Annotated in this window: 20 protein-coding genes; 1 reads left to right on the top strand and 19 read right to left on the bottom strand. The window is 60.2% G+C overall.

The genetic code is table 11. The features are described 5' to 3' along the window. Positions 1 to 114: 114 nt before the first annotated feature. Entirely contained in the window at positions 115 to 897 is a 783-nt protein-coding gene (locus BLT65_RS15005) for a transporter substrate-binding domain-containing protein (RefSeq protein ID WP_091778768.1), read from the top strand. A gap of 790 nt (positions 898 to 1,687) precedes the next feature. Here BLT65_RS15005 and BLT65_RS14995 read toward each other — a convergent pair. The 19 genes from BLT65_RS14995 to BLT65_RS14905 all read right to left on the bottom strand — a co-directional run bounded on the left by BLT65_RS14995 (position 1,688) and on the right by BLT65_RS14905 (position 22,235). Further along, positions 1,688 to 3,418, bottom strand: coding sequence for an AMP-binding protein (locus BLT65_RS14995; RefSeq protein WP_091778764.1), 1,731 nt, complete (start codon positions 3,416 to 3,418; stop codon positions 1,688 to 1,690). Between the two features lie 202 nt (positions 3,419 to 3,620). Next, the gene (locus BLT65_RS14990) at positions 3,621 to 4,046 is read right to left on the bottom strand and encodes a F0F1 ATP synthase subunit epsilon (protein ID WP_007581641.1); all 426 of its coding nucleotides are present in this window, start codon (positions 4,044 to 4,046) and stop codon (positions 3,621 to 3,623) included. Positions 4,047 to 4,124: 78 nt separating this feature from the next. Next, entirely contained in the window at positions 4,125 to 5,519 is a 1,395-nt protein-coding gene (gene atpD / locus BLT65_RS14985; protein ID WP_042305104.1) for a F0F1 ATP synthase subunit beta, read from the bottom strand. Between the two features lie 92 nt (positions 5,520 to 5,611). Beyond that, entirely contained in the window at positions 5,612 to 6,499 is an 888-nt protein-coding gene (gene atpG, locus BLT65_RS14980) for a F0F1 ATP synthase subunit gamma (RefSeq protein ID WP_091778763.1), read from the bottom strand. Between the two features lie 90 nt (positions 6,500 to 6,589). After that, positions 6,590 to 8,131, bottom strand: coding sequence for a F0F1 ATP synthase subunit alpha (atpA, locus tag BLT65_RS14975; protein ID WP_042305102.1), 1,542 nt, complete (start codon positions 8,129 to 8,131; stop codon positions 6,590 to 6,592). Between the two features lie 58 nt (positions 8,132 to 8,189). Then, positions 8,190 to 8,729 carry a F0F1 ATP synthase subunit delta gene (locus tag BLT65_RS14970; protein ID WP_042305101.1) on the bottom strand — a complete coding sequence of 180 codons (540 nt, stop codon included), beginning with the start codon at positions 8,727 to 8,729 and terminating at the stop codon, positions 8,190 to 8,192. A gap of 2 nt (positions 8,730 to 8,731) precedes the next feature. After that, the gene (locus BLT65_RS14965; protein WP_007742789.1) at positions 8,732 to 9,202 is read right to left on the bottom strand and encodes a F0F1 ATP synthase subunit B; all 471 of its coding nucleotides are present in this window, start codon (positions 9,200 to 9,202) and stop codon (positions 8,732 to 8,734) included. Between the two features lie 137 nt (positions 9,203 to 9,339). Then, entirely contained in the window at positions 9,340 to 9,609 is a 270-nt protein-coding gene (atpE, locus tag BLT65_RS14960) for a F0F1 ATP synthase subunit C (protein ID WP_007180033.1), read from the bottom strand. Positions 9,610 to 9,695: 86 nt separating this feature from the next. Next, positions 9,696 to 10,547: a F0F1 ATP synthase subunit A gene (gene atpB, locus BLT65_RS14955; RefSeq protein ID WP_042305100.1), complete on the bottom strand. Its 852-nt coding sequence runs from the start codon at positions 10,545 to 10,547 to the stop codon at positions 9,696 to 9,698. 160 nt (positions 10,548 to 10,707) lie between these two features. Further along, positions 10,708 to 11,253 (bottom strand): ATP synthase subunit I, encoded by a 546-nt coding sequence (locus BLT65_RS14950; RefSeq protein WP_091778761.1) that lies wholly within the window; start codon positions 11,251 to 11,253, stop codon positions 10,708 to 10,710. Positions 11,254 to 11,534: 281 nt separating this feature from the next. Beyond that, positions 11,535 to 12,683: an SLC13 family permease gene (locus tag BLT65_RS14945; RefSeq protein WP_091778759.1), complete on the bottom strand. Its 1,149-nt coding sequence runs from the start codon at positions 12,681 to 12,683 to the stop codon at positions 11,535 to 11,537. A 12-nt stretch (positions 12,684 to 12,695) separates the two neighbouring features. Beyond that, positions 12,696 to 13,586: a ParB/RepB/Spo0J family partition protein gene (locus BLT65_RS14940; protein WP_007581688.1), complete on the bottom strand. Its 891-nt coding sequence runs from the start codon at positions 13,584 to 13,586 to the stop codon at positions 12,696 to 12,698. 38 nt (positions 13,587 to 13,624) lie between these two features. Next, positions 13,625 to 14,395, bottom strand: a complete 771-nt coding sequence (locus BLT65_RS14935; RefSeq protein ID WP_042305097.1) for a ParA family protein — start codon at positions 14,393 to 14,395, stop codon at positions 13,625 to 13,627. Between the two features lie 49 nt (positions 14,396 to 14,444). Next, complete coding sequence (gene rsmG / locus BLT65_RS14930; protein ID WP_091778757.1) at positions 14,445 to 15,122, bottom strand: 16S rRNA (guanine(527)-N(7))-methyltransferase RsmG; 678 nt, start codon at positions 15,120 to 15,122, stop codon at positions 14,445 to 14,447. Beyond that, positions 15,119 to 17,077, bottom strand: coding sequence for a tRNA uridine-5-carboxymethylaminomethyl(34) synthesis enzyme MnmG (mnmG, locus tag BLT65_RS14925; RefSeq protein ID WP_091778755.1), 1,959 nt, complete (start codon positions 17,075 to 17,077; stop codon positions 15,119 to 15,121). The genes rsmG and mnmG overlap by 4 nt, the downstream gene beginning before the upstream one ends. A gap of 170 nt (positions 17,078 to 17,247) precedes the next feature. Next, entirely contained in the window at positions 17,248 to 18,009 is a 762-nt protein-coding gene (locus tag BLT65_RS14920; protein ID WP_091778753.1) for an ABC transporter ATP-binding protein, read from the bottom strand. Beyond that, positions 18,009 to 19,793 (bottom strand): branched-chain amino acid ABC transporter ATP-binding protein/permease, encoded by a 1,785-nt coding sequence (locus BLT65_RS14915; RefSeq protein WP_091778751.1) that lies wholly within the window; start codon positions 19,791 to 19,793, stop codon positions 18,009 to 18,011. Before BLT65_RS14915 ends, BLT65_RS14920 begins: the two co-directional genes overlap by 1 nt. Positions 19,794 to 19,797: 4 nt before the next feature. Then, positions 19,798 to 20,853, bottom strand: coding sequence for a branched-chain amino acid ABC transporter permease (locus tag BLT65_RS14910; RefSeq protein ID WP_042305093.1), 1,056 nt, complete (start codon positions 20,851 to 20,853; stop codon positions 19,798 to 19,800). Positions 20,854 to 21,074: 221 nt separating this feature from the next. Next, positions 21,075 to 22,235, bottom strand: a complete 1,161-nt coding sequence (locus BLT65_RS14905; protein WP_091778749.1) for an ABC transporter substrate-binding protein — start codon at positions 22,233 to 22,235, stop codon at positions 21,075 to 21,077. Positions 22,236 to 22,476 lie beyond the last annotated feature (241 nt).

Genomic DNA, 22,476 nt, shown 5'->3' with positions numbered 1-22,476 from the left:
CGTAATCCTGGCAATTGCTGTTTGTCCTATGCCATCCGGTCGATGGTCACCGGTAGTTGTGCGGACTATTATCGATTCCGTTGCACCCACATAGATAACGATAAAGGAGACTCAATGAAGAAAGCTACGTTGGCCCTTCTTGGCGCCATGTGCTGTGCCGGCACGGTCCAGGCGCAAAGTGTCGCACCTGCGGCGGCGTCTCGGCTCGATGAGATCCTCGCGCGCGGCACGATGCGAGCATGCACGACGGGCGACTACAAGCCGTACTCGTTCTATAAACAGGACGGCCAGTTTGAAGGGATCGACATCGAAATGGCCGAGTCGCTGGCGAAATCGCTCGGCGTTAAGGCGGAATTCGTGAAGACGTCATGGTCGAACCTGATGACCGACTTCGTTGCGAAGTGCGATGTCGCCGTCGGCGGTGTGTCGACGACACTGGATCGGCAGAAGCGGGCTTTCTTCACGGTGGCGTATCAGGTGGACGGAAAGTCGCCCATCGTGCGTTGCGACGACGTCGACAAATACCAGACCGTCGCGCAGATCGATCAGCCGTCCACTCGCGTGATCTTCAATCCGGGCGGCACCAATGAGCGGTTCGCCAAGCAGTTCTTTCCGCATGCGAGCCAGGTCCTCTATCCGGACAACGTGACGATCTTCAAGCAGATACTGGCCGGCAAAGCGGATGTGATGGTCACGGACGCGTCTGAGACGCTGTTGCAGCAAAAGCTCAATCCCGGTCTGTGCGCGGTACATCCTGACAAACCGTTCCAGTATGGAGAAAAGGCATGGCTGGTGCCGCGTGGCGATGTGGTGTTTCAGCAGTATGTCGACCAGTGGTTGCACCTCGCTCGCGCGTCGGGGGAATACCAGTCGATATCCGATAAGTGGCTGAAATAACGCCGAGATTGTGACGGCCGAGGCAGTCGCACTTACCGATTGGTACAAGCGGCTGCCTGAAGTTCGGTCTGGCGGTTTTGTGTCCTCGCGTGGTCGCTGACAAGTCCCGTCAGGACGGTCGGTTATTGCTGTGCTGCAGCATTTTTAGCACCAGATGGCAAACGGAAGTTTTAAACAAGTATCCGCGTGATCCGTATGAGCATTCGACTTCGGAGCCTTGCGTGGGCGGGCTGGACGAACGGTACACCACTGAAAACGGGATAGCGCAGCGCAGTATCCGATTCGAACGGTCGGGCGAAAGGCGGGGCAATGGACTCGAAAGGTATCGGCAATATTTGCCGAACAAGCGTTTCGATATCGCAAAAAATCCCGCAACGCCTTATCTGGCGGGCGTTACAACCTGAAACACTTTGTTACCGCGCGAGCCGGGTAATTCGCCCACAATGCCTTTCACGGGTTCAGCACGGATGCGGCCGGGTAGTAGTGTCTTTGAACACACCTCCTTGGCCGGTTGGCGTAAAAGCGTCGAAGCTCTGCAAAGGGGCATCTCTGCTGGAATCGTGATCGGCGTCGAGCGCGCCGAGTAGTCGGTTCCTCCAATGGTCTCCTCGCGCTAACCCCGTAGCGTGTGGTTTTTAGCGGGCTCCAGGCCCGCTTTTTTTTTGCCCTGCCAAACGTTTGCGCGCCATCAAGCTTCTGTGCGCGAGCGGGCACTTCCCCTCAAAGCGAAACGCCGTGTGCCCTGCACACGGCGTTTCGCTTTTCTGCTTCGGGATGCAACCGCGCTACATCAGGCGGTCTTGTCTTCTTTCAAACGAAGCTCGTCGATCATCCGTTCGCGCATCACGAACTTCTGAACCTTGCCGGTCACCGTCATCGGAAGCTCGTCGACAAAGCGGATGTATTTCGGAATCTTGTAGTGCGCGATCTGGCCGCGGCAGAACTCCTGCACGTCTTCGGCCGTGAGACTCTCGCCGGCGCGCACGACGATCCACGCGCACACTTCCTCGCCATACTTCGAGTCCGGCACGCCGAACACCTGCGCGCTCTGAATCTTGGGGTGGCGGAACAGAAACTCCTCGATTTCGCGCGGGTAGATGTTCTCGCCGCCGCGAATCAGCATGTCCTTCAGACGGCCGACGATGTTGCAATAGCCCTCGGCGTCGATCGTCGCCAGGTCGCCCGTGTGCATCCAGCCGTCGACAACGCTTTCGCGTGTCTTCGCTTCGTCGCCCCAATAGCCGTTCATTACCGAATAGCCGCGCGTACACAGCTCGCCCGTTTCGCCCACGGGCACGATATTGCCGAGTGGATCGACTACCTTGACCTCCAGATGCGGCTGAATCCGGCCGACCGTGGTCGTCCGTTTGTCCAGGGGATCGGTCGTCGAGCTCTGGAACGACACCGGACTTGTCTCAGTCATACCGTAGGCAATCGTGATTTCGGCAAGGTGCATCTGCGACACGACGCGTTTCATCGTTTCGATTGGGCACGGCGAGCCCGCCATGATGCCCGTGCGGAGACGCGTGAGATCGAAAGTCGCGAAATCGGGATGGTCGAGCTCGGCAATGAACATGGTCGGCACGCCATGCAGCGCCGTGCATTTCTCCTCGGCGACGGCTTTCAGCGTCGCGCCGGGGTCGAACGCCTCGCCGGGGAACACCATCGCAGCCCCCACCGAAACGCACGCCAGCACGGCGAGCACCATCCCGAAGCAGTGATACAGCGGTACCGGGATGCACAGGGAATCCTGCTCCGTGAGCCGCATCGCCATCGCGATGTAGCGTGCGTTATTCACGACGTTCCGGTGCGTCAGCGTCGCGCCTTTCGGATTGCCCGTCGTGCCGCTCGTGAACTGGATGTTGATCGGGTCGTTGGCGTTGAGCGTTGCGCCGATTGCGTCGAGTCTTGCGGGATCGAATGCGGTGCGTCCCTGTTCGATGACATCTGAGAACGTGAGCATGCCGGGCGTTTCGGTGTCGCACATCCGGATCACGATGCGCAGATCGGGTAGCCGCGCGGCGCGCAGATCGCCGGGCGTGGCCGACGCCAGTTCGGGCGCCAGCTCCTGCAGCATCTGCAGATACATCGACGACTTGAATTTCTCGGCCGAGATAATCGCCTTGCAACCAACCTTGTTCAGCGCGTACTCAAGCTCGGCCAGGCGGTAAGCGGGGTTGATATTGACGAGCACAGCGCCGATACGCGCCGTCGCAAATTGCGTCATCAGCCACTCGACGCGGTTCGGCGACCAGATGCCGACGCGGTCTCCCTTCTGGATGCCAAGTTCCAGCAATCCCGACGCCAAAACGTCGACTTCTTGCTGAAACTCCCGCCAATTCCAGCGAATCTCCTGCTCACGGAACACCACAGCCGGCCGCTCGGGGAAGCGCCGTGCCGTATCGACAAGAAACTGTCCGACCGTCGACTCGCTGAGTGGTACGTCAGTCGAACCGCGCACGTATGACAGCCCGTCTTTCGGTTCGATGACTGCGCCCACTCCTGCCGCTTGCGTTGCCATGGTGTTGTCTCCAGAGATGAATCCCAGTATAGGAATGAGTTTGCGACCGATTGTGCCCCGCGGATGATCCGTCCGGCATCAAGTCTTACCCGCAGCTTTCTAGCTGTTTCGGGCTCGTCGGTATGATTTTGCTTACCTTTCCGTAAACGTCAAGTATGCGATAAAAAAAGCAGCCACGAGGGCTGCTTTTCAATTGTGCTGCTTATTGTTGTCCGCGCAGTTTACGCAGACGCTGGATCGCCGCCAGCTGAGCCGTCGCATACGCGAGTTCCGCTTGCGCAGTCGCGTATTCGAGGTTCGAGCCGGTGTTCTGCAGCGCTTCTTCTGCGCGCTTGCGAGCCTGCTCGGCCTTCGCTTCGTCGAGATCCTTGCCGCGGATCGCCGTGTCGGCCAGAACCGTCACCGCGCCCGGCTGAACTTCGAGAATGCCGCCAGCGACGAACACGAACTCCTCTTCGCCGTTTTCAGATTCGATGCGCACGGCACCCGGACGAATCCGCGTGATGAGCGGCGTGTGGCCCGGCAGAATGCCGAGCTCGCCCGCTTCGCCCGGCAGCGCAACGAACTTCGCCTGGCCCGAGAAGATCTGCTCTTCCGCGCTGACGACGTCTACCTTGATGGTTGCCATTTATGTCGACTCCGAGTTGAGCGTAATTGCGTGGACGCTGAATCACCGATACAGCGTCCGCCTGGTTACACCCAGCCGTTACTGGATCTTCTTGGCCTTTTCGAAGGCTTCGTCGATCGTGCCGACCATGTAGAACGCCTGCTCCGGCAGGTGATCGCACTCGCCTTCAACGATCATCTTGAAGCCACGGATCGTTTCCTTCAGCGGCACGTACTTGCCCGGCGAGCCCGTGAACACTTCAGCAACGTGGAACGGCTGCGACAGGAAACGCTGGATCTTACGAGCGCGCGCGACCGACAGCTTGTCTTCCGGCGACAGTTCGTCCATACCCAGAATCGCGATAATGTCGCGCAGTTCCTTGTAGCGCTGCAGCGTTTGCTGAACACCACGCGTGATGTTGTAGTGCTCTTCGCCGATCACGTGCGGGTCGATCTGACGCGAGGTCGAATCGAGCGGGTCCACTGCCGGGTAGATACCCAGCGAAGCGATGTCACGCGACAGAACGACGGTTGCGTCCAGGTGGCCGAAGGTCGTAGCCGGCGACGGGTCGGTCAAGTCATCCGCAGGGACGTACACGGCCTGCACCGACGTAATCGAGCCCGTCTTCGTCGACGTAATACGCTCTTGCAGCTTGCCCATTTCTTCAGCCAAAGTAGGCTGATAGCCCACTGCGGAAGGCATACGGCCCAGCAGTGCCGACACTTCCGTACCGGCCAGCGTGAAACGGTAGATGTTGTCGACGAAGAACAGCACGTCGAGGCCTTCGTCACGGAAGTGCTCGGCCATCGTCAGGCCCGTCAGCGCGACGCGCAGACGGTTGCCCGGCGGCTCGTTCATCTGGCCGTACACCAGCGCGACCTTGTCCAGAACGTTCGAGTCCTTCATTTCGTGATAGAAGTCGTTCCCTTCACGGGTACGCTCGCCCACGCCCGCGAACACGGAGTAACCGCCGTGCTCCTTCGCGATGTTGTTGATGAGCTCCATCATGTTGACGGTCTTGCCCACGCCAGCACCACCGAACAGACCGACCTTACCGCCCTTTGCGAACGGGCAGATCAGGTCGATAACCTTGATACCCGTTTCGAGCAGTTCCGTCGACGGCGACAGTTCGTCGAACTTCGGCGCCTTCTGGTGGATCGAACGCGTCGTTTCGCTCGAGATCGGGCCGGCTTCGTCGATCGGACGGCCCAGCACGTCCATGATGCGGCCGAGGGTCGCCTTGCCTACGGGCACGCTGATCGGCTTCGCGGTGTTCTTCACCACGACGCCACGGCGCAGACCGTCCGACGAACCCAGACAGATGGTACGGACAATGCCGTCGCCCAGCTGCTGCTGGACTTCGAGCGTCAGGTCCGAACCTTCGAGAATGAGCGCGTCGTAAACCTTCGGCATGTTCTCACGCGGGAATTCCACGTCGATCACCGCGCCGATGCACTGTACGATCTTGCCTTCTACCAAAGCAGTAGTACTCATCGCTTTTCCTTTAGATACTCAATTCTTCACTCGCGCAACGGCGCAGTTTCGGTGGACTCGCCAGAAGGCGCTTCCGCGTGTCGACGTTAGCGTCAGACTGCCGCGGCGCCACCGACGATTTCCGACAGTTCCTTCGTGATCGCTGCCTGACGGCTCTTGTTGTACACGAGCTGCAGTTCGTTGATCACCGTCTTCGCATTGTCCGAAGCGGCCTTCATTGCGACCATCCGTGCCGACTGTTCCGATGCCATGTTTTCCGCGACGGCCTGATAGACCAACGCTTCGACATAACGCACCAGCAGTTCGTCGACGACGGTTTGCGCGTCCGGCTCGTAGATGTAGTCCCACGACGTTTTCGGCGTCGGACCATCCTTGTCGTCCTTGCGCTCGAACTGTTCCGCCGACAGCGGCAGCAACTGCTCGATCACCGGCTCCTGCTTCATCGTGTTGACGAAGCGGGTGTACGCGATGTACACGGCCGAAACCTTGCCTTCCGAGTACATGTCGAGCTGAACCTTCACAGCGCCGATCAGCTTCTCGAGGTGCGGCGTGTCGCCCAGTTGCACGACGTTCGACACGACCTTCGCGCGCAGACGGTTCAGGAAACCCAGACCCTTGCCGCCGATTGCCGTCGCTTCGACCGTCTTGCCCTGACCTTCCAGCTCCTTGAACTTCTGGAGCGAAGCGCGCAACACGTTCGTGTTCATACCGCCGCACAGACCCTTGTCAGTCGTGACAAGGATGAAGCCTGTCGACTTCGCCCCTTCGTTCGTGACCATGAACGGGTGACGGTATTCCGGAGTAGCACTGCTCATGTGCGCAGCGATATCGCGGACCTTGTCGGCGTACGGGCGAGCAGCGCGCATGCGCTCCTGAGCGCGGCGCATCTTCGATGCGGCCACCATCTCCATCGCTTTCGTGATCTTGCGCGTGTTTTGCACGCTCTTGATCTTGCCGCGAATTTCCTTCATTCCAGCCATTGCTTGCTCCTTGATCGAAGCAGCACGGACGCGCTTTCACGCGCCCACGCTGCTTCAAGGTCCGTTTATGCCTTGCGGATCACTCGCGGATCAATAAGCGCCCGACTTCTTGAAGTCCTTGAGTGCGGCATGCAGCGCGCCTTCGTCGTCCTTCGAGAGGTCTTTGTTGTCTTCGATGCGCTTGATCAGGTCAGCGTGCTTCGACTTCAGGAAATCGCGCAGGCCCTTTTCGAAAGGCAGCACTTGCGACACTTCCAGATCGTCGAGGTAGCCGTTGTTCGCTGCGAACAGCGACACCGACAGCTCCCACACTTGCAGCGGCTGATACTGCGGCTGCTTCAGCAGTTCCGTCACGCGGCGGCCGCGCTCCAGCTGCTTGCGGGTGGCTTCATCGAGGTCCGATGCGAACTGCGCGAACGCTGCCAGTTCACGGTACTGTGCGAGGTCGGTACGGATACCGCCCGACAGCTTCTTCACGACCTTCGTCTGCGCCGCACCACCAACGCGCGACACCGACACGCCGGCGTTAATTGCCGGGCGGATACCTGCGTTGAAGAGATCGGTTTCCAGGAAGATCTGGCCGTCGGTAATCGAGATCACGTTCGTCGGAACGAATGCGGTCACGTCGCCTGCCTGCGTTTCGATGACGGGCAGTGCCGTCAGCGAGCCGCTCTTGCCCTTCACTTCGCCGTTCGTGAACTTCTCGACGTACTCTTCCGAGACGCGAGCAGCACGCTCGAGCAGACGCGAGTGCAGATAGAACACGTCGCCCGGGTAAGCTTCACGGCCCGGCGGACGGCGCAGCAGCAGCGAGATCTGACGGTATGCCCAAGCCTGCTTGGTCAAGTCATCATAAACGATCAGTGCGTCCTGGCCGCGGTCGCGGAAGTATTCGCCCATCGTGCAGCCGGCGTACGGTGCGAGGTACTGCATCGCTGCCGATTCCGAAGCCGAAGCGGCGACGACGATCGTGTATTCCATCGCGCCCGTTTCTTCGAGCTTGCGAACCACGTTCACGATCGACGAAGCCTTCTGGCCGATCGCAACGTAGATACAGAACAGGTCTTTGCCCTTCTGGTTGATGATCGTGTCGACTGCGACGGCCGTCTTGCCGCACTGGCGGTCGCCGATGATCAGCTCGCGCTGGCCACGGCCGATCGGCACCATCGAGTCGATCGACTTCAGACCGGTTTGCACCGGTTGCGACACCGACTTACGCCAGATCACGCCCGGAGCAATCTTTTCGATTGCGTCGGTTTTCTTCGCGTTGATCGGGCCCTTGCCGTCGATCGGGTTACCCAGTGCGTCGACCACGCGGCCGATCAGTTCCGGGCCCACCGGCACTTCGAGAATGCGGCCCGTCGTCTTGACGATGTCGCCTTCCGAGATGCTTTCGTATTCGCCCAGAATCACCGCGCCGACCGAGTCACGCTCGAGGTTCAGCGCGAGGCCGTACACGTTGCCCGGGAATTCGAGCATTTCGCCCTGCATCACTTCCGACAGGCCGTGGATACGCACGATGCCGTCGGTCACGGAGATCACGGTGCCCTGGTTGCGAACGTCTGCGCTCGCTTCAAGGCCCTGGATCCGGCTCTTGATCAGCTCGCTGATCTCAGAGGGATTGAGTTGCATTATTCGCTCCTGATAGTCAATTCTGTTGCGTGCCAGCCGTCACAACCACGTGAGGGCTTCAGGCCGTCAGAGCCGTCTGCATGCTGGCGAGCCGCGCGCGGACCGAGGTATCGAGCACTTCGTCGCCAACCGTCACGCGAACGCCGCCGATCAACGACGAGTCCACCTGGACCGTCGGCTTCAGCTTGCGCTTGAATTTGCGTTCGAGGCTTGCGACGAGGTCGTTCAGCTGCGCACCTTCGAGGGGGAATGCGCTGACGATCAGCGCATCGGCCGCACCTTCGCGGGCGTTCTTCAACTCTTCGAACTGCGTGGCGATTTCCGGCAAGAGCGGCAGACGATGATTGTCGACCAGCATCTGAACCAGGTTCTTCGCCTGCGGGTTGTCCTTGAGCGGCGATTTCACCGCGGCCAGCAGCAGTTCGCTGATCTGGGTACGGCTGACTTTCGGGCTCGAGGCAATCGACAGCACTTCGGGCAGACGCGCAACCTGTGCCAGCTCCTGCACGAGCGTGGACCAGGCGGCGGTGTCACCTGCTTCGGCCACGCCAAACAGCGCTTCTGCGTACGGACGGGCGATGGTTGCAAGTTCGGCCATGATCAGAGCTCGGCTTTGAGTTGATTCAGCAGGTCGGCGTGAGCCGCCTGGTCGACTTCGCGCTTCAGGATCTGTTCGGCACCCTTCACGGCCAGCGCGGCGACTTCGCCACGCAGCGTTTCACGCGCCTTCACGACCTGCTGATCAGCGTCGGCTTTCGCCTGAGCGATGATGCGCGCAGCTTCGGCTTGCGCCTGTGCCTTGATTTCGTCGGCGACCGCGACTGCACGCTTTTCGGCGTCAGCAATACGTTGCTGGCCGTCGTTGCGTGCCTGAGCGAGTTCCTGGTCGACGCGCTTGTGCGCGGCTTCGAGTTCCAACTTGCCCTTTTCAGCGGCCGAGAGGCCGTCGGCGATCTTTTTCGAGCGCTCGTCGAGGGCGTTGATCAACGGCGGCCACACGAACTTCATCGTGAACCACGCGAGGATCAGGAACACGACCATTTGCGCAAACAGGGTTGCGTTGAGATTCACGGTGTTTCCTTAAACGTTGCTTGGTCGGAGGAGGAAACGGCAAGGCGCTCATCGATTCATTGCTCGATCAGCGCCTTAGTGCCCGTTCCGCTTCGCGCCTTATCAGTTATAGATCAGGCGCACACTTCCGAGGAACCTCAGCCTGCCAGCTTCGACAGCAGCGGGTTCGCAAACGCAAACAGCATTGCCACACCAACGCCAATCAGGAACGCCGCATCGATCAGACCAGCCAGCAGGAACATCTTGGTTTGCAGCGGGTTCATCAGTTCCGGCTGGCGAGCGCATGCTTCGATGTACTTGCCGCCCATCAGACCGATACCGATACAGGCGCCGATAGCACCCAGGCCGATGATGATGCCGATACCGATGGCGGTCAGACCCTGGATGTTGGCGATGAAAGCTTGCATGATCACTCCTTGTGAAAAGTCTTTTTGGAACTGGGATTTAAAAAACTACGATACTTGAAACTCTGATTCTTTCTTACGACGCCACGTTAGTGGGAGTCGTGTGCCTGGCCGATGTACACCAGCGTCAGCATCATGAAAATGAACGCCTGCAGCAGAACGATCAGGATGTGGAAGACCGCCCACACGCTGCCCGCGATCACGTGGCCGATGAAGCCAAGCACCGTCGTGTCCGCGCCGAAGCTCCAGATGCTGCCGAGCAGGGCAATCAGCAGGAACAACAGCTCGCCCGCGTACATGTTGCCGAACAGCCGCATGCCGAGGGAAACCGTCTTCGCGACGAACTCGATGATGTTCAGTGCAAGGTTCGGGATCCACAGCAGCGGATGCGCGCCGAACGGAGCGGACAGCAGCTCGTGCACGAAGCCGCCTGCGCCCTTGATCTTGAAGTTGTAGTAAATCATCAGCGCGAACACGCCGAGCGCGATGCCGAGCGTGCCGTTCAGGTCGGCAGTCGGAACGATGCGGTGGTGCGGGATGACTTCCGACAGACCCAGCCAGCCGATCACGCGGCCCGGCAGGTCGACGGGGAGAAAGTCGAGCGAGTTCATCAGCGCGACCCAGACGAATACCGTCAGCGCGAGCGGCGCGATGAACGTGCGGTTGCCGTGGATCATCGACTTCGATTGATCCTCGACCATCTCGACCAGCATTTCGATTGCGCACTGGAAACGGCCCGGCACGCCGGACGTCGCCTTACGCGCAGCGAGACGCAAGATGAGGATGGTGACGAGACCGCATACGATCGACCAGAAAAGCGTATCGAGATTCCAGACGTGGATGTCGAAAATCGACGTCTGATGAGCGGTGGAAAAATTCTGCAAGTGGTGCGCAATGTACTCGGACGGATCCAGAGCGCGCGTTCCTTCGCTAGCTGCCATATCGTTAATGCCACCCAAATTGTCGAAAATCTTTCCGGGCCGCTCCCGCCGCAATACTTTATTGCGGGAACACGCCAGCGCGGGACTTTGTCGAACCCGCGCGCCTCGTGGCTGACGCCGCGTTGTTCACGCCTCGCATCAGCCTAATGTCTCGTTTGCTTCATCGCCAGGCGAGCGCGATCCAGTACGTCTTGAGAGCGATGAGATAGGTCACGAGCAGCGGAATCCACCGTACGTCGTGATACCAGAAGGCGATGGCAATAAACATCGCGATCGTTGTCCCCATCTTGAGCGCTTCACCGATCATCCAGCTCATCGCTGTCTGGGCGCCGCTCAACTTCTTAAGACGTGCCGCGAACAATGCGCTCGGCACCCAGCAAATCGCTCCTCCCAGGAAGGCTGACAGCGCAGCAGCGCCCGGCGGCGTGTAGAACAGCCACCACAACAGCGTCGCACCCAGGGACAAAACCATTTGCGCAATCACGACCTTGAACGGCGTAACGCGCGATGGACGACTCACGTTCGGGCCGAACAGTTTTTCGGCCTCGGCCCGCGTGAGCGGAACGATATTGTTATCTTGCTGCTCGGCATCCCATGCCTCGTCATGCACGGCGCGCTGACCACCAGTCGCTCGCGGGCCACTGCGCCCGTCGCGGTGTTCGTCGTGCCGTTGTTGCGGCGTTTGGTTCGACGCTTTGACCGCCATCGCAGTGTTCCGCAGAGTCCTGTTCAGTCCGCGAGCTTTCGCACCGCTTACGGGATTGCCTAGCAAATAAATCCGGGCGATTGTAAGCGATAGTTGCAGGCAATTCAAGACTTTAGCCCGACCAATAACCCGCATGAAACGGTGCTTCACGATACGGGAAAACTCCGATTTTCATGCTGTCGGACTGCAAATGTAAGGACGTCGCGGGAGACCGGGAAATCCGGGCCGGACTGTGCTAGGGCATCACGTTCCAATGCGTGTTTTTGCCACACGCAGGAGTGTCAAAAATGCAACAGAAGCCAGCCGCCGATTGCGCCGCCGACGACCCAGAACGGGATCGAAAAGAGATGAAACTGCGCCCACATTCCGCGCTGTCCTGAAAGCCTCATTGCAATCAGATTCGCCAGCGAACCGATCGCGAATCCGAAGCCGCCGACGCTGACGCCGAACGCAAGCGCGCGCCAATCCTTCGAAAACTCGGCCAGCATGATCGCTGCGGGAACGTTGCTGATGAACTGGGACAGCACGGCGCCCGCCGCGTAGGCGCGCAACGGCGTCGCGAGATGCAGTTGCCCGACGGCGTTGTGTACCCACGGCAGCGCTGCGACGCTTCTCAACACAATGAACATGAACACGAAGATCAGCAGCAAAAGCCAGTCGATCTTCAGGACGATTCGCGGGCGCCAGAAGATAAATCCGACGCCGACGCCAATCAGTCCGATGCCCGCCCGATGAGAATCGGCGAGCAGCACGAATGCCGCAAACAAAACAACCGCAACGCCAAGCAACGGACGATCGACGGGATGCGGTTCCGTGTCTTTCGACAGATCCAGCGCGGTCCGCTTGAACGATACCGTGGCCAACGCGTACAGCATCACCATCAGCGCCAGACACAAGGGCGCGAGCGCGAACACGAACCCGCCGAATGAGACGCCGCTCGTTTGCCAGAGAAACAGATTCTGCGGATTGCCCAAAGGCGTGAGGATCGAGCCTGCGTTGACCGCTATCGCGATGAAAATGACGAGCCGCTTGAGCGGTAGCGGTGCCAACTCGTTCAGCGACAACGTAAGCGGCACGACGACGAACAACGCGACATCATTGGTGAGCAACGTCGACAGCGCGGCCGCGAGCGCGATCAACAGATACGCCAGCGCTCGCTGCGACCGGATGTGATGGACGACGCGATGGGCGAGCCACATCAGGAATCCTGAATATTCGACGGCCTTCGTCAAGATCAGGAGCCCGGCGAGCGTCATCACCGTCTGCCAGTCGACCAGCGCGGGCAACGATCCCCACGGATGCGGATGAAAAACCTGCAACACGATCAATGCAACGACGAGCACGGTGAGGACCGGCTCCTTCGTTGCATAGTGGAAGATCGTGCTTAGCAGGTTGCGATGTGAGCTTAGCGCTTGCTCGGCAGCGGGCATCGGAGAAGGTTCTTATGCGGCGGCTGCGTTGCCCCGCAGCCGAACGAGAATGCCTTCCAGTGCATCGAGGTCGCCGAAATCGACGAGCACCTGCCCTCGCCCACGGCGTCCGAGCTTGATCTTCACCGTGGCAGCGAGCAGATCCGACAGTTCCTCTTCGAGCCGTCGCGTATCGCGGCCGCCGTCGTTGTTCGCTTTCGCCTTTACAGTAGGTACAGCCTTCGTCGTCGCCGTGACCAGCTTTTCGGTTTCACGCACCGACATGCGCTTGTTGACGACCTGGTTCGCGAGCGTAATCTGCGTGGCCCCGTCCACGGCAAGCAGTGCGCGCGCGTGGCCCATGTCGAGATCGCCGGCGAGCAGCATCGTTTGCACGGGAGACGCCAGGTTCAACAGACGCAGCAGATTCGATACCGCGCTGCGCGAGCGCCCCACCGACTCGGCCGCCTGCTCATGCGTGAAGCTGAACTCATCGAGCAGCCGCTGGATACCCTGCGCCTCTTCCAGCGGGTTCAGATCCTCGCGCTGGATATTCTCGATGAGTGCCATCGCGGCGGCAGCCTGATCGGGCACGTCGCGCACCAGGACAGGCACTTCTTCGAGACCAGCGAGGCGCGCAGCGCGAAAACGCCGCTCACCCGCGATGATTTCGAACTTCTCCGGAGAAACGGGCCGCACCAGAATCGGCTGCATCAGACCCTGCGCGCGAATGCTGGCCGCCAGTTCCTGCAGTGCCCCCTCGTCCATGCGCGTGCGCGGCTGATACTTGCCCGCCTGCATCTTGTCGAGCGGCAACGTGTGAGGTGCGCCGTTGATCTTCACCGCTTCGGTGATATCCGCGCTTCCGCCGAGCAGCGCTTCCAGCCCCCTGCCCAACCCCTTCTTCCGTGCTACTGCGTTCATCGTGGTTCCTCGATCCGCTTTGGATGATTGACGCTGCGTCATAGCAGGCGCACCCGCTCGATCATTTCCGCGCCGAACTGCACATAAGCCTGTGCGCCGCGCGATGCGCGGTCGAACACGACGCCCGGCAGGCCGTAACTCGGCGCCTCGGCGAGTCGCACGTTCCGCGGAATGACGACGTCGAACACCTTGTCTCCAAAGTGCTCTTTCAGTTGTTCCGATACCTGCTGTTGTAGCGTGATGCGTGGATCGAACATCACACGCAACAAGCCGATCACCTTCAGGTCTCGGTTCAGGTTTGCATGCACCTGCTTGATCGTATTGATGAGGTCCGACAGGCCCTCGAGCGCGAAGTATTCGCATTGCATCGGGATAACGACGCCATGCGCGGCGCAGAGTCCGTTCAGCGTCAGCAGCGACAGTGCTGGAGGACAGTCGATCAGCACGAAGTCGTAGTCCGATACGACGTGCGCAATCGCCTCCTTGAGCTGACGCTCGCGATTCTCCATGCCCACGAGTTCGACTTCGGCCCCTGCCAGTTCACGGTTCGCCGGCACGACATCATACGAAACAGCTTCGGACTTCACTCGCGCGTCGACCAACGACACGCCGTCGACCAGCACTTCGTAAACCGTGTTCTCGCAAGCGGCTTTGTCGACGCCGCTACCCATGGTGGCGTTACCTTGCGGATCGAGATCGATGAGCAGGACCCGCTGTCCCTGCGATGCGAGGCTCGCGGCGAGATTGACCGCGGTCGTCGTTTTGCCGACTCCACCCTTCTGGTTCGCAACGCAGAAGATTTTTGCCATCTGTTAGGTGTCCCTTTGCAGCCTGTTTAATGAAATTTCGATCTGAAATTCAGCCTACCGTGACTTCGATCAGATGCCGCTCGGCATCCAGCGCAGGCACTTTGAGACGAATCACTTGCTTCACGTGGGCGCCTTCAGGCAGGCGCTCGATTTCCCCATCCGGTCGAACGCCCTTCATTGCCCAGATCGCGCCGTCGTCCGCAACGAGGTGACGGGCCAGTGTAACGAAATCCGCCAGCTCTGCGAATGCGCGCGAGACAATTACATCGAACTTTCCTGGAACCTCGGTGCCCGGCCGCAGATTTTCGACCCGCCCCGTGACAACCGACAGATTTCCCAAGCCCAGTTCCACCTTAGCTTGTGACTGGAACGCGGACTTTTTCTGAACGATGTCGTTGACGGTGATCGTCCATTCGGGAAACACGATCGCAAGGACGACGCCCGGCAGTCCGCCTCCTGAGCCGACGTCCAGCAGCGTCGCCGGTCCAAGCGTAGCCAGATGCGGAACGATCGAAAGTGAATCGAGGATGTGCTGAATCAGCATTTGCCGCGGATCGCGGATCGCCGTCAGGTTGTAGACGGCGTTCCACTTGGCCAGCAACGCAACGTAGTCGAGCAGTTTGCCCTTTTGATCCGCGCTCAGCTCGATGTCCAGTTCGCGCAGGCCATCCTCCAGCAGAGCGGCGAGCGCGTCGCGCCCCGCTGTCGTGTCGATACGTGCCGTCATTGAGCCACCGGCGAGTTGTCGGTGCCAGCGTTAGTGGGCTTCTGCGCGCGCCGACCGAGGCCGCGCTTCAGGTGAACCATCAGCAGCGAGATCGCAGCCGGCGTGATGCCGGAAATGCGCGACGCCTGGCCAATCGTTTCCGGGCGGAACTGCGTCAGCTTCTGACGTGCCTCGAACGACAGCCCTCGAACCTCTGAGTAATCGAGGTTTTCGGGCAACTTCGTGTTCTCGTGCGCTTCGTTTCGCTCGATCTCGCCAGCTTGCCGCTCGATATAACCCTGATATTTGACGCCGATCTCGATCTGTTCCTTGATTTGCGCGAGCAGCACTTCGTCATCGGCCAGTACCTCGGCCGGGCCGCAGGCGCCTTCGCGCAAAGCGCAGACGCCGTCGTACGAAACACCGGGACGCCGCAGCAGATCGGCGAGACTGTACTCATGGTCGATCGACTTGCCGAGCAAGGCGGTCGCTTCCTCAGACGAAAGCGTCTTCGGATTGACCCATGTGGTGCGCAGCCGCTCTGTTTCACGTGAAACAGCGTCGCGTTTTCGGCTGAATGCATCCCAACGCTCGTCGTCCACCACGCCGAGTTCACGACCGATCTCCGTCAGGCGCATGTCGGCATTGTCTTCGCGCAGGCTCAAGCGATATTCTGCGCGACTCGTGAACATCCGATACGGTTCGGACACGCCCCGCGTGACCAGATCGTCCACCAGCACGCCCAGATAAGCCTGATCACGGCGCGGACACCACGCTTCCTTGCCCTGCACATATAGACCAGCGTTGATCCCGGCCAGCAGCCCTTGCGCCGCCGCCTCTTCGTAGCCGGTCGTACCGTTTATCTGACCGGCAAAGAACAGACCGTTGATCACCTTCGTTTCCAGCGACGCCTTCAGCCCACGCGGATCGAAGTAGTCGTATTCGATCGCATAGCCCGGACGTAGGATATGCGCGTGCTCCAGGCCCACCATCGACCGGACCAACTCGAGCTGGACGTCGAACGGCAGGCTCGTGGAGATTCCGTTCGGGTAGAACTCGTTTGTGGTCAAGCCTTCCGGCTCGAGAAAGATCTGATGCGACTCTTTCGACGCAAAACGGTGAATCTTGTCCTCGATTGACGGGCAATATCGCGGCCCAACGCCTTCGATGACGCCCGTGTACATCGGCGAACGGTCCAGACCGCTACGGATGATGTCGTGAGTTTGGGAATTGGTATGCGTAACCCAGCACGGCACCTGACGCGGATGCTGCTCGACGCGTCCAAGGAACGAGAACACTGGGACCGGATCGAGGTCACCCGGCTGCTCTTCCAGCTTCGAAAAATCGATCGTACGACCGTCGATACGCGGCGGTGTGCCCGTCTTCAACCGCCCCTGCGGCAGCTTCAGCTCCTTGAGCCGTGCCGACAGCGACACCGCAGCCGGGTCCCCTGCTCGCCCGCCCGTGTAGTTGTTGAGGCCGACGTGGATCTTCCCATCGAGGAACGTACCAGCCGTCAAAACCACCGCACGCGAGCGAAAACGAACTCCAACCTGCGTCACGGCGCCGACAACGCGGTCGCCTTCGACCATCAAATCGTCGACAGACTGCTGATACAGCCAAAGATTCGGTTGATTCTCGAGCCGATGGCGGATCGCCGCCTTGTAGAGAATGCGGTCAGCCTGTGCGCGCGTCGCCCGAACGGCGGGCCCCTTCGACGAGTTGAGAATGCGGAATTGAATCCCGCCCTCGTCAGTTGCAGCAGCCATTGCGCCGCCGAGTGCGTCGACTTCCTTGACCAGATGGCCTTTGCCAATGCCGCCAATCGACGGATTGCAGCTCATCTGACCGAGGGTTTCGATGTTGTGCGTCAGCAAAAGCGTCTTGTTGCCCATGCGCGCGGACGCCAAAGCGGCTTCCGTGCCGGCATGACCGCCGCCAACGACGATTACGTCAAACTCTGTGGGATAAAGCATCGCGGATCTCACGCGGGATCCAGCGTGAGCCTAAAAGAAAGTATGGGCGAAATTATAGCGGGTTCGCTTTTGGCCCGAATTCCGTCCAGACGGTATAGGACGAAAAAACGGCGTGTTTCACGTGAAACACGCCGCTCATTTGACAGCCAATCAGCCAAAAAATCCTTTGACTACGCGACTTTCTTCGTCAGACCCAGATATGTCTCGATGACACGCGGATTTTGTGCCAATTCATTCGCCGCTCCTTCTAGCGCCAGTTCTCCTGTTTCAAGCACATAGCCGTAGTCGGAGATCTGTAGCGCGGCGCGTGCGTTCTGCTCGATCAGCAGCGTGGCAACACCCGTCTGACGCAGTGCGCTGATGATATGAAAAATCTCCTTCACGATCAGGGGCGCCAAGCCCAAGCTCGGCTCATCGAGCATCAGCAGATCTGGCTTGCCCATCAGCGCGCGCCCAACCGCCAGCATTTGCCGCTCGCCGCCCGACAACGTTCCAGCAGCTTGCTTGCGACGCTCCTTCAACCGCGGAAAGAGCTGGAACACGGGCTCAAGTTGGTCGAGATAATTCCGCTCGCCAGCGCGCTTGCGACGATATGCGCCCAGCACCAGGTTGTCCTCGACCGTCATCGCGGCAAACAGCTCGCGTTTCTCCGGCACAAGACACATGCCGCGCCCCACGCGCTTCTCGATGGGAACGTGGCTCACGTCCTCATCCCGGTACATAATCGCGCCCTTTGCATGTCCCGTTACCGGCAACGCGCCCATGATCGCGTTCAGCAGCGTCGACTTACCCGCACCATTCGGACCGATCACCGAGACGATCTGGCCGGGGCCGACGGCGATCTTCGCGCCGTGCAGCGCTTCCACCTTTCCATATCGCACGGAAAGACTGTTGACTTCGAGAATCGGTGCAGCCGTTGTCTGATTCACCATCACTCCACCCCGCCCAGATAAGCTTCCAGCACGGCCGGATCGTTCTGCACGTCTTGCGGCAAGCCTTCCGCGATACGTGTCCCAAACTCCATGACTACCAGTCGATCCGTCAGGTTCATCACGAAATCCATATCGTGTTCGACCAGCAGCACGCTCATACCTTCCTCGCGAAGCTTGCGCAGCAGCGTCGCCAGTTGCTGCTTTTCCTGATAACGCAGGCCGGCTGCCGGCTCATCAAGCAGCAGAAGCGTCGGATCGCAGCACAGCGCCCGCGCAATCTCCAGAATCCGCTGCTTGCCCAGCGCGAGGCTGCCCGCTTCGTCGTACATATGCTCTTCCAGGCCCACGCGCCGGATCTGACGCGCCGCTTCCGCCATCAGACGTGCCTCCTCGGCCGCGTTCAGGCGCGCCACGCTGCGCCACACGCCCGCATGCCCGCGCAGATGCGCACCGATCGCGACGTTCTCCAGCACAGTCATGCCCGGCAGCAGCTTGACGTGCTGGAACGTGCGCCCAATGCCGCGTTTGACGATTTCACGTGAATTGAGCGCATCGATGCGCTCGCCCTGAAACGAAATCGAGCCACTCGTCGGCTGCAAGACGCCCGTGACCAGATTGAACGTCGTCGACTTGCCCGCGCCGTTCGGCCCGATCAAGCCGATGATCTGCCCCGCCTTCACTTCGAAGCTGACATCGTTGACCGCCACCAGACCGCCGAACTGCTTGCGCGCCTTGTCCACCACCAGCAGCGATTCGCCCGCACTTGGCTTGCTGCGCTGCGGCAAAGCATCCGCATGATCCGGCACGTGCGCGCGCGGACCGCGCGGGAACATGCGCGCGACGAACGGCCACACGCCTTGGCGTGCATACTGCAAAAGCAGCACCATCAAGACGCCAAAGACGATGATCTCGAAGTTGCCGTTTTCGCCGAGCAGTTTCGGCAGCAGCGTCTGCAGATAGTCCTGCAGAATCGTCAGGATCGCCGCACCAAGCACCGCGCCCCAAACATGCGCGACACCGCCAACCACGGCCATGAAAAGAAATTCGATGCCGTGATTGAGGCCGAACGGCGTCGGATTCACCGCACGCTGTAGATGCGCGTACAGAAAACCCGAAATCGCCGCCAGCACCGCCGCGTAGACGAAGATAACGACGCGCATCCACGCCGTATTTACGCCCATTGCCTCCGCCATCAAGCCGCCGCCGCGCAGCGCGCGAATCGCCCGCCCCGGCCGGCTATTAAGCAGATTCTGAACAGACACCACGGCGCAGAGCACGACGATCCAGATCAGGTAGTAGATATGTCGGCCCGATTCCAGGTTGATGCCGAGCACGTTCAACACCGGAATCCCGTTGATCCCGTCGTACTTGCCGAGCATTTCCATATTGCCGAACAGGAAGAACAACGCGAGACCCCACGCGATCGTTCCAAGCGGCAGGAAGTGGCCCGACAGCCGCATCGTGACGGCACCAAGCAGCAGCGCGATCAGCGCCGTCAGCACGACGCCGACGATCAGCGCGAGCCACGGCGATACGCCGAACTGCGTCGTCAGATACGCCGTCGCATACGCGCCGACGCCGACGAACGCCGCCTGCCCAAAGCTCGTCATTCCGCCGATGCCTGTCAGCAGCACAAGGCCGATCGCCACGATCGAATACAGCCCGATGTAGTTGAGCAGCGTCACCCAGTACTCGGGCACGCGGATCGGCTGCGGCAGCACGGGCAGCGCGAACATCACGACGAGAAACAACCAGAAGAACCTGTTTTGCATGATGCGTTTCATCGCGTCACTCCTCCTCTTCTTCCGCGTGCGGGCTGGCGAGACTCCGCCAGAGCAGCACGGGAATGATCAGCGTGAACACGATCACTTCCTTGTAGGAACTGGCCCAGAACGATGAGTACGACTCCAGCAAGCCAACGAGTATCGAACCCGCAAAAGCCAGCGGATAACTGACCAGCCCGCCGATAATCGCCCCGACAAAGCCCTTCAGACCGATCAGGAAGCCCGAGTCGTAGTAGATGGTCGTGAGCGGCGCGACGAGAATCCCGCACAGCACGCCGAGACCAGCCGCGAGCGTGAACGCGAGCCGTCCCGCCTGTGTCGTGCCGATGCCGACCAGCTGCGCGCCGAGCCGGTTCACCGACGTCGCGCGCAACGCCTTGCCCGAAATCGAGCGATCGAAATACACATACAACACACCGATCAGCACCACAGCGACGCCGATCACCCACACGCTCTGCCCCGAAATCGACATGCTGCCGACGTTGAACGTGGAGTCCGTGAACGCGTTGGTCCGCGAGCCTTCCGCGCCGAACATCACGAGCCCGAGGCCGACCATCGCGAAGTGTACGGCGACGGATACGATCAGCAGCAACAGCGTCGTCCCTTCGGCAACCGGCTCGTAGGCGAGGCGATAGACGAACGGCCCCATCGGCACCACGATCAGCAGCGTCAGCGCGATCTGCGCGAGCATCGGCAGCGGCTGCATGAATACGCCGCGCGTGACCGCGTAGACTGCAACCGGAAACAGCAGATACTTGCCGACCAGCATCACGAGCGTGCGCGCCGCATGACGCCGCCGCTCTGGATGCCGCGCCATGCCGGTCACCTCGACGACGAAGCACGCGAGCCCCATCGCCATCAGCAGCCAGCACGTCGCTGGAAACTTCTGTGTCTGCAGTGCGGCGAGCGTCAGCGCGCCGTATGACACGAACTCCCCTTGCGGGATGAAAATGGCGCGCGTCACGGAGAACACCAGCACCAACGCGAGCGCGAGCAATGCGTAGATCGCGCCGGTCGTGATGCCGTCCTGCGCGAGGATCGCCGCAATTGATAGATCCATACTTCCTCGTCCTGGAACGTCGAAATCGAAACTAAGAAACAATGAGAGCGGGCCGAACGACTACCCGCCACGAAGCGAAGCTCAAACACATAAAACAACTGCCGCGCCTGAGATACAGCGCGGCAGAGCTTGCCATTGTTATCGATCAGAAATTGCTGCGTGGCTTAAGCGCTTTCGCATACGCTGGCCCCCACGCCCTTGCGCGAGAGGCGCGTACCGTCTTAGTCGTTCTGGAGTTTCCACTTGCCATCAGAGATCTCGACGATCACGCGTGCGCGCTTGTCGAGACCGTTGTGGTCAGTGGGCGTCGTGTTCATGATGCCGTGCGAGAGTGGCAAGTCCTTGACGTTCTCGAGCGCTTCACGCAACGCGACGCGGAACGCTTCCGTGCCGGGTTGGCCCTTCTTCAGCGCCTCGGGAATCGCACGCTGGAGCATCTGGCCGGCATCCCACGCGTGACCGCCGAAGGTCGCCACGGTGCCCACGCCATAGGCCTTCTCGTACGCGTTCTTGTACGCGAGCGACGACTTCTTCACCGGGTTCGAATCGGGCAACTGATCGGCGACGAGAATCGGGCCTGCAGGCAGCAATTCGCCTTCGCAGTCCTTGCCGCACACGCGCAGGAAGTCGTTGTTCGCGACGCCGTGCGTCTGATAGATCTTGCCCTTGTAGCCGCGCTCCTTGAGTGCCTTCGCAGGCAGCGCGGACGGCGTGCCCGCGCCAGCGATCAGCACCGCATCCGCATTCGATGCAGCGAGCTTCAGCACCTGCCCCGTCACCGATGCATCGGTGCGGTTATAGCGCTCGTTCGCGACGATCTTCAGATGATGCGCTTCCGCCGCCTTGCTGAACACGTTGTACCAGTTCTCGCCATACGCATCCGCGAAGCCGATGAACGCGACCGTCTTCACGCCGTGCTTCTCCATGTACTCGGCGATCGCATCGGCCATCAGGCCGTCGTTCTGCGGCGTCTTGAATGCCCACGCACGCTTCGCGTCCATCGGCGAAATGATGGCCGCCGATGCCGCGAGTGAGATCACCGGCGTCTTGCCTTCAGAAGCGGGATCGAGCATCGCGAGCGAATTCGGCGTGACCGTCGAACCGATGATCGCATCGACGTGATCTTCGTCGATCAGCTTGCGCGTGTTCTGCACGGCGCGGCTCGTATCCGATGCGTCGTCGAGCACGATGTATTGCACGCTCTTGCCCGCGATTTCCTTAGGCAGCAGCGCAATCGTGTTTTTCTCAGGGATGCCGAGCGATGCGGCCGGTCCCGTCGTGGACAGCGTGACCCCAATCTTCACCTGTGCCATCGCCGCACTTGCTCCGCACACGAGCGCCATCGCGATCGCGGTACGGACCCATTGTTTTGTCGTTTTCATTGCTTGTCTCCAAACGCTTTAAATGCGTGTCGTAATCCAGTAAGAACCGGGTAACTGAATCTAGTTATCGGGTATAAGCCTGCCAAGCATGGTTTTCCCTGCTCGTTGCAATTGCGTCAAACCTCAAACGCAGGCTCTACCGCTTTAGTCGCCTCCCCTCGCCGCTGCACTGCTTTTTAATTCAGACATCTCGCGTGCAATAAAAAAGACGCGTCAACTGCTCGCGTCTTTTTTGTGAATT

The organism is Paraburkholderia steynii (assembly GCF_900100565.1).
GTDB classification, from domain to species: domain Bacteria; phylum Pseudomonadota; class Gammaproteobacteria; order Burkholderiales; family Burkholderiaceae; genus Paraburkholderia; species Paraburkholderia terrae.
Note: the sequence above shows the minus strand (reverse complement) of the source record. Positions and strands in the feature narration are given on the sequence as shown.